The organism is Paenarthrobacter sp. NPDC057981, assembly GCF_042886835.1.
Classification (GTDB): domain Bacteria; phylum Actinomycetota; class Actinomycetes; order Actinomycetales; family Micrococcaceae; genus Arthrobacter.
Genome location: NZ_JBHVQI010000015.1, coordinates 69,332 through 81,816, shown reverse-complemented (window position 1 = coordinate 81,816; position 12,485 = coordinate 69,332). Strand labels below are relative to the sequence as shown.

At 62.6% G+C, this 12,485-nt stretch carries 15 protein-coding genes; 12 read left to right on the top strand and 3 right to left on the bottom strand.

Annotated elements, in window-relative coordinates:
- Positions 1-35 precede the first annotated feature (35 nt).
- The 3 genes from nagB (at position 36) to ACFVSI_RS14520 (ending at position 3,053) form a co-directional block, all read left to right on the top strand.
- Positions 36-818: a glucosamine-6-phosphate deaminase gene (nagB, locus tag ACFVSI_RS14530; protein ID WP_387824931.1), complete on the top strand. Its 783-nt coding sequence runs from the start codon at positions 36-38 to the stop codon at positions 816-818.
- Between the two features lie 8 nt (positions 819-826).
- Positions 827-1,165 (top strand): DUF3039 domain-containing protein, encoded by a 339-nt coding sequence (locus ACFVSI_RS14525; RefSeq protein ID WP_144659886.1) that lies wholly within the window; start codon positions 827-829, stop codon positions 1,163-1,165.
- Positions 1,166-1,277: 112 nt separating this feature from the next.
- On the top strand, positions 1,278-3,053 hold the full coding sequence (locus tag ACFVSI_RS14520; protein ID WP_387824852.1) for a DEAD/DEAH box helicase: 1,776 nt from the start codon (positions 1,278-1,280) through the stop codon (positions 3,051-3,053).
- A 74-nt stretch (positions 3,054-3,127) separates the two neighbouring features.
- Here ACFVSI_RS14520 and ACFVSI_RS14515 read toward each other — a convergent pair whose 3' ends face one another.
- Entirely contained in the window at positions 3,128-3,754 is a 627-nt protein-coding gene (locus tag ACFVSI_RS14515; RefSeq protein WP_387824849.1) for an isochorismatase family protein, read from the bottom strand.
- Positions 3,754-5,082 carry a nicotinate phosphoribosyltransferase gene (locus ACFVSI_RS14510; protein ID WP_144659889.1) on the bottom strand — a complete coding sequence of 443 codons (1,329 nt, stop codon included), beginning with the start codon at positions 5,080-5,082 and terminating at the stop codon, positions 3,754-3,756. Before ACFVSI_RS14510 ends, ACFVSI_RS14515 begins: the two co-directional genes overlap by 1 nt.
- A gap of 37 nt (positions 5,083-5,119) precedes the next feature.
- Here ACFVSI_RS14510 and clpS point away from each other — a divergent pair, with 37 nt between their 5' ends.
- From clpS to rdgB, 6 genes are all read left to right on the top strand, one after another.
- Positions 5,120-5,482, top strand: coding sequence for an ATP-dependent Clp protease adapter ClpS (clpS, locus tag ACFVSI_RS14505; protein ID WP_387824845.1), 363 nt, complete (start codon positions 5,120-5,122; stop codon positions 5,480-5,482).
- The gene (locus ACFVSI_RS14500; protein WP_387824842.1) at positions 5,475-6,041 is read left to right on the top strand and encodes a DUF2017 domain-containing protein; all 567 of its coding nucleotides are present in this window, start codon (positions 5,475-5,477) and stop codon (positions 6,039-6,041) included. Before clpS ends, ACFVSI_RS14500 begins: the two co-directional genes overlap by 8 nt.
- A 64-nt stretch (positions 6,042-6,105) precedes the next feature.
- Positions 6,106-7,155 (top strand): glutamate racemase, encoded by a 1,050-nt coding sequence (gene murI, locus ACFVSI_RS14495; RefSeq protein ID WP_387824839.1) that lies wholly within the window; start codon positions 6,106-6,108, stop codon positions 7,153-7,155.
- Positions 7,152-7,949 (top strand): MBL fold metallo-hydrolase, encoded by a 798-nt coding sequence (locus ACFVSI_RS14490; RefSeq protein WP_387824836.1) that lies wholly within the window; start codon positions 7,152-7,154, stop codon positions 7,947-7,949. The genes murI and ACFVSI_RS14490 overlap by 4 nt, the downstream gene beginning before the upstream one ends.
- Before the next feature lie 46 nt (positions 7,950-7,995).
- A complete protein-coding gene (gene rph / locus ACFVSI_RS14485) occupies positions 7,996-8,754 on the top strand; it encodes a ribonuclease PH (protein ID WP_144659893.1) in 759 nt (252 codons plus the stop codon).
- A complete protein-coding gene (gene rdgB, locus ACFVSI_RS14480; protein ID WP_387824833.1) occupies positions 8,751-9,419 on the top strand; it encodes an RdgB/HAM1 family non-canonical purine NTP pyrophosphatase in 669 nt (222 codons plus the stop codon). Before rph ends, rdgB begins: the two co-directional genes overlap by 4 nt.
- Before the next feature lie 68 nt (positions 9,420-9,487).
- On the opposite strand, the gene ACFVSI_RS14475 is transcribed toward rdgB, so the two are convergent.
- A complete protein-coding gene (locus ACFVSI_RS14475; protein WP_387824928.1) occupies positions 9,488-10,249 on the bottom strand; it encodes a DedA family protein in 762 nt (253 codons plus the stop codon).
- Between the two features lie 130 nt (positions 10,250-10,379).
- Here ACFVSI_RS14475 and ACFVSI_RS14470 point away from each other — a divergent pair, with 130 nt between their 5' ends.
- Genes ACFVSI_RS14470 through ACFVSI_RS14460 form a run of 3 tightly spaced genes read left to right on the top strand, consistent with a single transcriptional unit; the run spans position 10,380 to position 12,393 of the window.
- A complete protein-coding gene (locus ACFVSI_RS14470) occupies positions 10,380-10,781 on the top strand; it encodes a GntR family transcriptional regulator (protein ID WP_387824829.1) in 402 nt (133 codons plus the stop codon).
- Positions 10,778-11,710: an ATP-binding cassette domain-containing protein gene (locus tag ACFVSI_RS14465; protein WP_387824826.1), complete on the top strand. Its 933-nt coding sequence runs from the start codon at positions 10,778-10,780 to the stop codon at positions 11,708-11,710. Before ACFVSI_RS14470 ends, ACFVSI_RS14465 begins: the two co-directional genes overlap by 4 nt.
- Positions 11,707-12,393, top strand: coding sequence for a hypothetical protein (locus tag ACFVSI_RS14460; RefSeq protein ID WP_387824823.1), 687 nt, complete (start codon positions 11,707-11,709; stop codon positions 12,391-12,393). Before ACFVSI_RS14465 ends, ACFVSI_RS14460 begins: the two co-directional genes overlap by 4 nt.
- The last annotated feature ends 92 nt before the right edge of the window (positions 12,394-12,485 follow it).

The window sequence follows — 12,485 nt, the reverse complement described above, 5'->3', positions numbered from 1 at the left end:
ACAGTAGATGATCCTCAGAAAGAAAGGCCGTGACGATGGAAGTTGTCATTCTCCCTGGCACCAAGCAGATTGGTGCGCTGGCTGCCGATGCCATCGAGGCATTGGTGCGGCGCAAGCCGAATGCTGTGCTGGGCCTCGCCACGGGCTCTTCACCCCTGCCCATCTACGATGAATTGGCGAGCCGCTACGAAGCCGGGGACCTGGACTTCAGCCAGGCCCACGGCTTCGCCCTGGATGAGTACGTTGGCTTGGAGGCCGGGCACCCGGAGTCCTACCGCGAAGTCATCCGACGGGAATTCACCAACCGGGTCAACATCAAGCCCGAAAATGTCCATGGTCCGGACGGCGCTGCTGACGACCTCGAAGCAGCGTGCCAGGCCTACGAGGACGCCATCAAGGCCGTTGGCGGCGTGGACCTCCAGATCCTGGGCGTGGGAACGGATGGGCACATCGGTTTCAACGAACCGGGTTCCTCGCTGGCTTCCCGGACGCGGATCAAAACCCTGATTGAGCAAACCCGCAAGGACAACGCACGCTTCTTTGACAGCATTGACGACGTTCCGCACCATGTGGTGACCCAGGGGCTGGGTACCATCATGGATGCAAAGCATGTGGTGCTTGTGGCGACGGGAGCCCAGAAGGCCCAGGCGGTCCGGGACTTCGTGGAAGGGCCCGTGGCGGCCATCTGCGCCGCGTCCATCCTCCAGATGCACCCCCACGCCACCATCCTGGTGGATGAAGCCGCCGCGTCGTCGCTGAAGCTGGCCGACTACTACCGGCACACCTACGACAACAAGCCGAAGTGGCAGGGTCTGTAGACGGTAAGATGTTTGGCATGACTACGCTTCCTCCGGATCCATTCGAAAACGACCCCATGCGCGAACTTTCCGGAGCCGGAACGTCCACCTCCACCATCGAGCGTGAAGAAACACGCCAGGAAGTGGAACCCGGCGACCGTGAGCGGTTTGCGCACTACGTCCGCAAGGAAAAGATCATGGAATCGGCAATGACCGGCGAACCCGTCATTGCTTTGTGCGGAAAAGTCTGGACCCCGGGCCGGGATCCCCAGAAGTTCCCGGTCTGCCCGGAGTGCAAAGAGATCTATGAGGGCCTCCGCCCCGGCAACGACGGTGGAAACGGCGACGGTCCGGGCAACTCCAAGTAGTGGGTGGGAAGAGAACACAGGCCCCTTCTGAACGACACCGCTGTGCGGTCCGCTTTGGCGTGCCCGAAGACAGTGCCGTAACTGCAACTGCCATCAGGCCGGGGGAGTCAGCATGACAGAAACACTTTTCGGTGGTCCCTCCCTGCCTCCCGCATACCCGGAACGCGCTGCCTGGGGTACGGCCCCCAAGCTGCGTGCCTGGCAGCAGGAGGCACTTGACCTCTACATGACCCGCAACCCGAAGGACTTCCTCGCTGTGGCAACGCCCGGCGCCGGTAAGACCACCTTCGCCCTGCGTATTGCCACCACGCTGCTGGACAGCGGGGTGGTCAACCGCGTCACCATCGTGGCACCAACCGACCACCTCAAAAGGCAGTGGGCTGACGCCGCGGCCAGGGTAGGGATCGCCATCGATCCCAACTTCAAGAACTCCGACGGCCAGCACGGCAGAGGCTTCGTCGGCGTCGCTGTCACCTACGCTCAGGTGGCCAGCAAGCCGATGCTGCACCGGGCCAAGACCGAAGCGGCCCGGACCCTGGTGATCCTTGACGAGATCCACCACGGCGGTGAAGCGCTGTCCTGGGGTGATGGGCTGCGCGAGGCTTTTGATCCTGCTGCCCGCCGCCTCTCCCTGACAGGAACGCCGTTCCGCTCGGACACTTCGCCCATCCCGTTTGTTGAATACGCTGAGGACCGGGACGGGATCCGCAGGTCCAAGGCCGACTACACCTACGGCTATGGCAACGCGCTGCGGGACCATGTAGTCCGGCCTGTGCTGTTCATGGCGTACTCCGGCCAGATGCGGTGGCGCACCAGTGCAGGTGACGAAATGGCGGCCTCCCTGGGCGAAGCCGCCGTGACCAAGGACATCACCTCCCAGGCTTGGCGGACGGCGCTCAATCCCACCGGCGAGTGGATCCCAGCGGTTCTGGCAGCTGCGGACAAGCGCCTCAGCGAGGTGCGTCGGACGGTTCCGGACGCCGGTGGCCTGGTGATCGCTACCGACCACGATGACGCGCGTGCTTACGCCGGCCAGTTGAAGAAAATCACAGGCCAGTCGCCCACGGTGATTCTCTCCGACGACTCAAAAGCCTCCAGCAAAATCGAGGAGTTCTCGGCAGGGGACAAGCGCTGGATGGTGGCCGTGCGCATGGTGTCCGAAGGTGTCGACGTTCCCCGCCTGTCGGTGGGTGTCTATGCCACGTCCACCTCCACTCCCTTGTTCTTTGCCCAGGCTGTAGGCCGTTTTGTCCGTGCGCGCAAAAGGGGAGAAACGGCGTCGGTCTTCCTGCCGTCGGTACCGCCGTTGATGATCCTCGCCAACACCATGGAAGCCGAACGCGACCACGCGCTGGACCGCCCGGAAAAGGACGACGACGGGCTGTTCAGCCCGGAGGAAAACCTGATGGCCGAGGCCAACCGGGAAGACAAAGCTTCTGACGAGCTCACCAAGGGCAAGTTCGAGGCGTTGGACTCCCAGGCCTCCTTTGACCGTGTCCTGTTCGACGGCGGTGAGTTCGGTACCGGGGCTGACATCGGCTCGGACGAGGAACTGGACTTCCTTGGCATTCCCGGCCTTCTGGATGCCGAGCAGGTGGGTACACTGCTCCGGCAGCGACAACACGAGCAGCAGTCCCGCAAGAAACGCCAATCGCCCTTGGCCGCCGCGGCGTCTCCTGCAGTTCCGGACCACCGCATGCTCATGGATCTGCGCAACGAGCTCGCCAAGAACGTTGCCGCGTGGGCTGCCCGTACAGGAACTCCGCACGGGGTGGTCCACACCAAGCTGCGCGAGGTCTGCGGTGGTCCAGCCGTGGCCCAGGCCAATGAGGAGCAACTGCAGGCACGCCTCCGGAAGCTCCAGGATTGGTTCATCGGCCGGAAGTAGCCGGCTCGGATGTCAGCTCATACGCCACAGGGCGCCGCAGTTGCGGCGCCCTGTGGCCTTGTGTGCCTTGTGGCTCAGCCGTGGTCGACCTCGACGCCGGCGGCTTCCAAGTCCTCGAAGACGTCGCTGAGGTCCTCGGAGATCCCGGCCGTGAGATCGGCAATCACGGTGGTGTTGTACCCGGCCTGGACGGCATCCAATGCGGTGGCCTTGACGCAGTAGTCGGTGGCAATGCCTACGATCACCACATCTTCGACATCATGGCTCTGGAGCCAGTCGTCGAGTCCAATCGCGTCCTCATCGATCACTTCGGCTACCGTGGCGCCGGCTTTCAGGTCTCCTGAAGGAACATCGTCTTCCGGCGCAAGGACGCCTTCGAAACCCGAGTAGGCAGCCGTGTACTGTCCCTTGCGGAAGTAGGCCTGGATGTACTCGGGGTCCAGGTCCTCATGAAGCTCGGCACCTTTGGTGCGTGCCCGGCAGTGCGGTGGCCATGAATCCACCATGTCCGGGTTGTCTGAGAAATGGTCGCCCGGCTCAATGTGCCAATCCTGTGTTGCCACGATGTGGTCGAAATGCTGCTGGTTGGCATCAACGTATTCGGTGATGGCGCCGGCAACATCGGCACCTCCCTGGACCGCCAAGGTGCCGCCCTCGCAGAAATCGTTCTGGACATCAACGATGATCAGGGCCCTGGACATCAGTTCTCCTCGTAAACGGTGGGGATGGCGGCCTCGCCGCGCTGCAAACGGTTCACAACAGGGGGTAGCTCGGCCATGGTTGCCGCGTGGCGTTCCTTCGCCCGGACAACACCTTCAGGGCCCGTCCACCCCGGCAGGACCTCGCCGTTCTTGACGAACTGGTGGAGCAGGGGGCGGTCATTGCCGTCATCCTCGGGGCGGTGTCCGATGCCCACCACTTCGTGGGTGGCCCGGCCGCGCTCATTGAGCTTGCGCAGGGCATACTTGCGGCCACCAACACTTGCTTTGTTCTTGGCTGCCTTGGCGACGGAAATGAATTCGCCGGCGTCGTTGGTGCGGCTGACGAGCTTGTAGACCATGCTGGCTGTTGGGGCCCCCGAGCCTGTGACCAGCGATGTCCCCACCCCGTAGGAATCCACGGGCGCGGACTGCAGGGCTGCGATGGCGAACTCGTCAAGGTCAGATGTCACCACGATGCGGGTGTTGACGTTGCCAAGGTCATCGAGCAGCTGGCGGACCCATTGGGCCTGCGCCACGAGGTCGCCGGAGTCCAGGCGTACGGCGCCGAGTTTGTCTCCGGCGAGTTCGACGGCGGTCCGCACCGCCGTTTCGACGTCGTAGGTGTCCACCAACAGGGAAGTCCCAGGGCCGAAGGCTGCGATCTGGGCTTCGAAGGCTTCACGTTCGGTGTCGTGCAGAAGGGTGAAGGAGTGTGCCGCTGTGCCGACCGTCTTGATCCCGTAGCGCCGGCCGGCCTCAAGGTTGGAGGTGCTGGCAAAGCCGGCGATGACAGCGGCGCGTGCTGCCGCCGTCGCCGATTCCTCCTGGGTGCGCCGGGAGCCCATCTCGATGCAAGGACGGCTTCCGGCCGCCGAGGTCATGCGGGACGCTGCCGAAGCTATGGCGCTGTCGTGATTGAGGACAGAGAGGATGAACGTCTCAAGGATGCAGGCCTCAGCGAACGTCGACTCAACAATCAGGATGGGGGAGTTGGGGAAGTAGGCATCCCCTTCTGCGTAGCCCCAGATGTCGCCGCTGAACTTGTAGTCCGCCAGGTAGTCCAGCGTTTCCCTGTTGACCACCTTGTTCTGTTCCAGGAAGGCGAGTTCGGCGTCACCAAACCTGAAGTCCGCGATACCTTCAAGCAGGCGTCCCGTGCCGCCCACCACTCCGTACCGGCGTCCGTCCGGGAGCCGGCGGGCGAAGGCTTCAAACACCGAACGCCGGTGCGCGGCGCCCGAGTGCAGGGCTGCCTGCAGCATGGTCAGTTCGTAGTGGTCTGTGTACAAGGAAGTTGCGGGATGGTCCCACGACGCGGCTCTACTCACGAATTCACTCTAGTGCGAGCCGCCATAGAATGGACAGATGAGCCCTAGCGTTGCGTTTGGCACGGACATCGACGAGCGGACGGAAGCTGCAGAGCAGACGTCCACCGATGTCCTGACAGCCCCCGATGTCCCTTGGAACCTGGTGATCTGGAACGATCCCGTCAACCTGATGAGCTATGTGAGCTACGTTTTCCAGAGCTATTTCGGCTATTCGGAGTCGAAGGCACACAAGTTGATGATGGAGGTCCACAAGAAAGGCCGTTCCGTCGTGGCGTTCGGAAGCAAGGAACAAGTGGAGCAGCACGCTGTGGCCATGCACGGTTTTGGCCTGTGGGCCACTGTGGAGAAGGCCGCAAGCGGCAACGAAACACCCGGAAAGGGCGGCCGCCAGCGTGGCTAAGGCATTCAAATACGGACTCAAAGGCATTACGGGGTTCCTTGAGCCGGCCGAGCGTGACCTCCTGCGCGGTTTGCTGGATGACGTCATCTCGATGCTCGACCCCGAAGTCCGGGAAGATGAAGACCCCCTGGCGGCCCTCATCGGCTTGGATATGGACGTCAAGCAGCCAAGCGACCGGGCCCTGCTGCGGTTGTTGCCGAACGTTTTGAAGGACGACGACGGCGGCTCGCTCGAGTTCCGGCAGCTCACCGAACGCTCTGTCCGGGAGAACAAGATCGGGGCGCTGCGGGCCACGGCATTGGGCTTGGACAGGCAGGATCTGGTCCTGACACCGGAAGAGGCTGCGCGCTGGTCCATGGCGCTCAATGATGTCAGGTTGGTTCTCGCGGAACGCTTGGACATCCGGGATGAGGCGGATGCCGAGCACATTCACAGCATGCAGGACTGGAGCCAGGCCGAAGACGTGGAGAGCTATTTGGCGTTGGTCTACAACTTCACCACGTGGCTTCAGGAGTCCCTGGTCCAGGCAATGATCTCTGCCCGACAGGCGAAATCCTGATCGTGGAGGCCCTGTGCCGCCCCGCCCCTGTGACACATAAGACACGAGGCGGAGGACACACCTGATGGCCGCACCCCCTGGGAAGCCTTATTCTCGAATAATCATGACATCAGCATCGGGTTCACCAAGCGGCGCTCCGGGCAGTGGCGCCCCCATCAGCACGGGGGAGATCGTGGGAACGCGCCCGATCGGTATTTTCGACTCCGGCGTAGGCGGATTGACAGTGGCGCGGGCCATCATCGACCAACTACCCAACGAGTCGATCCTGTATGTAGGCGACACCGCCAACGGCCCGTACGGTCCCCTCCCCATCGCCGAAGTGCGCGCCAATGCCCTCGGCGTGATGGACGAACTGGTGGACTCCGGCGTCAAGCTGCTGACCATAGCCTGCAACTCGGCGTCGGCTGCTGTGCTCCGCGACGCCCGGGAAAGATACACAGCCAGGTACGGGATACCGGTGATCGAGGTCATTCAACCCGCTGTCCGACGTGCCGTTTCCGCGACGCGGTCCGGCAGGATCGGGGTCATTGGAACCTCTGCCACGGTGGGTTCACGGGCCTACGAAGACACCTTTGCCGCAGCCCCGGACCTCACCATCACGTCCGTTGCCTGCCCTGCGTTCGTCAGTTTCGTCGAAGCCGGCGTTACCACCGGCCCTGAACTTTTGGCAGCCGCCAACGAGTACTTGGCCCCGCTCAAGGAGGCCGGTGTGGACACCGTTGTCCTTGGATGCACGCACTATCCACTGCTGACCGGCGTTATTTCCTTCGTCATGGGTGAAGATGTCACTCTGGTCTCCAGCGCCGAAGAAACAGCCAAGGACGTCTACCGGGCGCTGGCCACCCACGGCATCCAGCGGACCGGCGCATCTGCTCCCAGCCACGAATTCATCGCCACAGGTGATGCCGCCCAGTTCGAAACGCTGGCCCGCCGGTTCCTGGGACCTGAAGTGCTGTCCGTGAAGCACGTGGACCATGTGGCAGCGCAGTATCCAACCGGAAGCCTCGCACGGATCACCCCCGAAATGCTCGAAGCAGCAAAATCAGGGGCAGGCCTGGCGCGTCGCTCCTACTTCGTCAACCCCGCCGAAGCCGCCTTGGGGCGTGGCTTGTGAAGCTGACCATCGTGGGGTGTACGGGTTCATTCCCGGGGCCGGGTTCGCCGGCGTCGTGCTATCTGGTGACAGCCCATGACGGCGAACGCGAGTGGAAGATCGTCATGGACCTTGGAAGCGGCGCCCTGGGCGCGATCCAGCGGTATACGGATCTTGAGGACATCGACGCGATTTTCCTCACCCACCTGCACCCGGACCACTGCATGGATCTCTGTGGCCTCCACGTAGCTGTGCGGTGGAAGCCTGGCGGCTGGGGACGCGACCGGATTCCGGTGTGGGGTCCCGCAGCCACTGCGGACCGCATGGCCACCGCCTACGGGCTGGACCTGGACCCAGGGATGCATGAGGAGTTCGACTTCACCAACTGGGCGGAACAGAAGCCCGTGACAGTGGGACCGTTCACCGTTACCCCTTATGGCGTCAACCATCCGGTGGAGGAGTGCTACGCCTTGCGCGTCACCGCGACCGAGCCGGGCAAAGACGGTACGCCGGTAACCCGGGTGCTGACATATTCCGGGGACACCGATTCCTGCCAGGGCTTGGAAGACGCCGCACAGGGGGCAGACCTTTTCCTCTGCGAAGCGGCCTTCGAGGAAGGCCGCGATGACGCCATCAAGGACGTTCACCTTACCGGCAAGCGCGCCGCGGAGGCAGCAGTGAACGCCGGCGCCAAGCGGCTGCTGCTGACCCACATCCCCGTCTGGACTTCCCAGACGAAAGTGATGTCCGAGGCCAAGCCCGTTTTCACGGGGGACGTTGCAGTAGCTGTAGCGGGAGTTCACTACACCATCTAACGGACTCCGGCACGGGCTTGGTGGCCATCGTCGCTAAGCTTGGAGCATGACTTCTGAAGCTACAGCAACACCCGTCATCCGCGCCGACGGCCGGACCCCCGAGCAACTGCGACCCATCAGCATCACCCGTGGCTGGTCCAAGCAGGCAGAGGGCTCGGCATTGATCGAGTTCGGAAACACCAGGGTTCTGTGCACCGCTTCCCTGACTGAGGGTGTGCCCCGCTGGCTCAAGGGCGAGGGCCGCGGCTGGGTAACTGCCGAGTACGCGATGCTTCCCCGCGCGACGAACACCCGCTCGGACCGTGAGTCCGTGAAGGGCAAGATCGGCGGACGCACCCACGAAATTTCGCGCCTCATCGGCCGTTCCCTCCGCTCGATCATCGACACCAAAGCGCTCGGCGAGAACACCATCGTCCTGGACTGCGATGTCCTCCAGGCCGACGGCGGTACGCGCACCGCTGCCATTACCGGTGCCTACGTGGCCCTGGCCGAGGCCATCCGCTTTGCCCGCGAGAACAAGCTCATCGCCCGCAACGCCGAGCCCCTGGTTGACACCATTGCGGCAGTCTCCGTGGGAATCATTGATGGCGTTCCGATGCTTGACCTGCCGTACGTCGAAGACGTCCGGGCGGAGACAGACATGAACGTCGTGGTGACAGGCTCGGGCAAGTTTGTTGAGGTACAGGGCACAGCTGAAGGCGCACCCTTCGACCGTGACGAACTGAACGCCCTGCTGGACCTCGCCCTCCTGGGCACCACCCAGCTCGCTGCCATCCAGCGCGAAACGCTGGCGGAAGCCCCGTGAGCGCCGAAACCGTAGCTGGTGCGCCACTGCTGGTTCTCGCTACCCACAACAAGGGCAAATTGAAGGAGCTCCGCGAACTGCTGCGTGGGCAGGTGCCAGGTCTCGACGTCGACACCCAAGTGGTTGACGCCGCTGCGGCGGGTGCCCCGGACGTTGCGGAAACCGGAGTCACGTTTGCCGAGAACTCGCTCCTCAAAGCACGCGCCGTAGCAGAGGCGACCGGCTTGTTGGCCATTGCCGACGATTCCGGGCTGGCGGTGGATGTTCTGGGCGGCGCACCGGGTATTTTCTCAGCCCGCTGGTCCGGCCGGCATGGCGACGACGAAGCAAACCTGAACCTGCTGCTGGCCCAGCTTTCCGATGTGCCGGACGGCTTCCGCGGGGCAGCCTTCGTGTGTGCCGCGGCCTTGGCGGTACCGGGACCTGATGGCGTTGCCCACGAGACCGTGGAGTACGGCCAACTTGAAGGAACGCTTCTGCGTGAGCCCCGGGGTGAAGGTGGTTTCGGCTACGACCCCGTGCTGCAGCCGGCTGGGATGGACCGCAGCTGTGCGGAGTTGAGTTCCGAGGAGAAGAACGCCATCAGCCACCGCGGACAAGCGTTCAGGGCTTTGCTCCCGGCCATCGTTTCGGCGCTATCCGGGAACGGTTCAGGTCAGTCCTAGCCCGGCAGGCAACGACAAAGGAAAAGGCACCCCCGCACAGCGGGGGTGCCTTTTAGCTTCGGTACTTCCTAGCGTTCTCCGTGTTTTCCGGTTTCGTGTTCGTCGATGAATTCCTCCACAGGGTCGGTGCCTTCGGCTGCGGCCTTCCGCTTCGCCACGAAACCTCGGGCGACCTCGACCAGAATCGGAATGACGGAGATCAGGACGATCACGATGAAGATGATGTCGATGTTCTTGCCCACCCACTCAAACTGGCCGAGCCAGGCACCCAGAAGGGTGACGCCGCCGCCCCACAGGACAGCGCCGATGACGTTGTAGAGGAAGAACTTGCGCTTGTCCATCTGTGCAACACCGACGATCACCGGCACGAACGTGCGGATAATCGGAACGAAGCGCGCCAGGATCAGCGCCTTGCCGCCATGCTTCTCGAAGAAGGCGTGCGCGCTTTCGACGTTTTCCCGCTTGAAGAGGCGGGAATCGGGCTTGTTGAAGATCGCAGGTCCGGCCTTGGACCCGATAAGGTAGCCGGTCTGGTTACCCAGGATGGCCGCGACGATGATCAGGCCGCACATGGCCCACAAGTTGAACTCAATGGCCCCCGTGGAGACCAGCAGCCCGGCAGTAAAGAGCATCGAGTCGCCAGGCAGGAAGAACCCCACCAGCAACCCGGTCTCTGCGAAGACGATGGCGCACACCAGGAGGACCACCCACGGTCCCAGCGGTGAGTCGCGGAGGAAGACATCGGGGTTCAGCCAGTCCGGCAGGAACGACGCCATGGCCGGCTGCACGGGGCCTGCGCCGCCGAAAGTGGATACGGCAAGGTCGCTCATCGCAGAAAAGATCACCCAACAAGCCTACTGGACCGCCGCCGTCGTAAATCCTATGCCGGGCTCTTGACTGAAGTAATAGAGGTTATATGGTTAGTTACATGAGTAATGAACCAATAAGGCGGTGGTGCTCATGATCGATGACAGCAAGCCGATCTTCATGCAGATCGCTGAACTCATAGAGAACGGAATAGTCGAGGGCACCATGGCCGAAGAGTCGCAAGTTCCTTCCACTAACGAGTTCGCAGCCTTCCATCGCATCAACCCGGCAACTGCCGCCAAGGGCGTCAACGTGCTGGTGGATTCAGGAATTCTCTACAAACGCAGGGGGATAGGCATGTTCGTCGCCACAGGGGCCCGCGCCCAGGTCATCGCGCGCCGCACCGAGGAATTCTTCGAACAGTATGTCAAGCCGCTGACTCTGGAGGCCCGGAAGCTGGGTATCTCGGCGGAGCAGCTGAACACCATGATCGAACGCAGTTCCGCACTCGCGCCGGAGTCCGGAACAGACAAGGAAAGGAGCGCGGCCCTGTGAACGACACCATCGTCGAGGCCCGTACCCTGTTCAAGCATTACAAAGACCTCACCGCGCTGGACAACGTCAACCTGAGCCTGTCGGCCAACCGCATCTACGGCCTGCTTGGACGTAACGGCGCAGGCAAGACGACATTGATGTCCATCCTCACCGCGCAAGCTTTCGCCTGCTCGGGCGAGGCCCTCGTCTTCGGTGCCAGCGCCTACGAGAATGAGTCGGTGCTGTCCCGGATGTGTTTCATCCGTGAATCCCAGAAGTATCCGGATGACTTCCAGCCGCAGCACGCCTTCCGGTCCGCCGCGCTCTTTTACAAGAACTGGGACCAAGGGTTCGCGGACCGGCTGGCAGGAGACTTCCAGCTTCCCGTCAAACGACGGATCAAGAAACTCTCCCGAGGCCAGTTGTCCGCCGTCGGAGTCATCATCGGCCTCGCGTCACGGGCGGAACTGACGTTCTTCGATGAGCCGTATCTGGGTCTCGACGCCGTGGCCCGCCAGCTGTTCTACGACCGTCTTGTGGAGGACTATGCCGAGCACCCGCGAACCATCATCCTCTCCTCGCACCTGATCGATGAGGTTGCCAACCTTCTGGAGCACGTGGTGGTCATTGATCGCGGCCGGATCATCATGGACGCGGATGCGGAGGACATCCGGGGTTCGGCGGTAACCGTTTCCGGTTCCGCCGACAAGGTGGACACCTTCCTGGCGGGCCGCAGGATCCTGCATCGGGAAACGCTTGGTTCGCTGGCCTCGGTGACGGTGGACGAGGTACTCACCGGCAGGGAGCGGTCCGAGGCCCAGGAGCTGGGACTCGAATTGTCGCCCGTGTCCCTTCAGCAGTTGGTGGTCCGCAAGACCATGGCCGGGTCGGGCGCCATTGGAACTGGCAGTGCGGACGTCGCCGATGACACGATGGAGGCAAGGCGATGAGCAGAACGGTAGCAGTTGCCCGGATGCAACTGATCAACAAGTGGACTTATATCGGGTGGCCTTTGACCATCCTGGCGGCATCCTTCCTGATGTCGCTCGCGATTTTCGCGCTCATCCCCGTCAACGAGGGCAAATATGGCGGCGGAAGCCAGGCGCCCATGTGGTACTTCCTGATTCTGGGAATCCAAAGCATGACTCTGGTATTCCCGTTTTCGCAGGGCCTGAGCATCAGCCGCAAAGCCTTCTACCTTGGCACGCTGGGACTGTTCTCCCTGATTGCCCTGGGCATGACGGCGCTCTATTTGCTGGGCGGTGCAATCGAAGGAGCCACTAACGGTTGGGGCGTATACGGCTACTACTTCAAGGTCCCCTGGGTAACGGATGGCCCGTGGTATTCGACTGCTTCATTCTTCTTCGTGGTGATGATGTTCATGTTCATCATCGGATTCTGGTTCGCCACGATCTTCAAGCGCTGGGGCACCAGCGGAACGTTGGTCTCGACCCTCGGAACAGGCATTGTCCTGATTGGTCTTGCTGCCTTGGTGACGCTGCTGGACTGGTGGGGTGCGGTGGGAAGCTGGGCCGCCCTGCAAACGCCCCTCAGCATCAGCGGGTGGATGGCTTTGCTCTGCGTGGTGCTCGCGGCCGGCTCCTATGCAACGTTGCGACGGGCAACGCCGTGATATCGGAAATGTAGCGTTGCCCACAATGCAGGCCGGAAGGGCCGCCCCGCCGTCGAAATCGGCCAGGCGCGGCCCTTCCCGGCTGTAATCTT

Coding starts and splice junctions, on each gene's coding strand:
- nagB (WP_387824931.1), top strand. CDS start 36: ATGGAAGTTGTCATTCTCCCTGGCACCAAGCAGATTGGTGCGCTGGCT.
- ACFVSI_RS14525 (WP_144659886.1), top strand. CDS start 827: ATGTTTGGCATGACTACGCTTCCTCCGGATCCATTCGAAAACGACCCC.
- ACFVSI_RS14520 (WP_387824852.1), top strand. CDS start 1,278: ATGACAGAAACACTTTTCGGTGGTCCCTCCCTGCCTCCCGCATACCCG.
- ACFVSI_RS14515 (WP_387824849.1), bottom strand. CDS start 3,754: ATGTCCAGGGCCCTGATCATCGTTGATGTCCAGAACGATTTCTGCGAG.
- clpS (WP_387824845.1), top strand. CDS start 5,120: ATGAGCCCTAGCGTTGCGTTTGGCACGGACATCGACGAGCGGACGGAA.
- murI (WP_387824839.1), top strand. CDS start 6,106: ATGGCCGCACCCCCTGGGAAGCCTTATTCTCGAATAATCATGACATCA.
- rph (WP_144659893.1), top strand. CDS start 7,996: ATGACTTCTGAAGCTACAGCAACACCCGTCATCCGCGCCGACGGCCGG.
- ACFVSI_RS14475 (WP_387824928.1), bottom strand. CDS start 10,249: ATGAGCGACCTTGCCGTATCCACTTTCGGCGGCGCAGGCCCCGTGCAG.
- ACFVSI_RS14470 (WP_387824829.1), top strand. CDS start 10,380: ATGATCGATGACAGCAAGCCGATCTTCATGCAGATCGCTGAACTCATA.
- ACFVSI_RS14460 (WP_387824823.1), top strand. CDS start 11,707: ATGAGCAGAACGGTAGCAGTTGCCCGGATGCAACTGATCAACAAGTGG.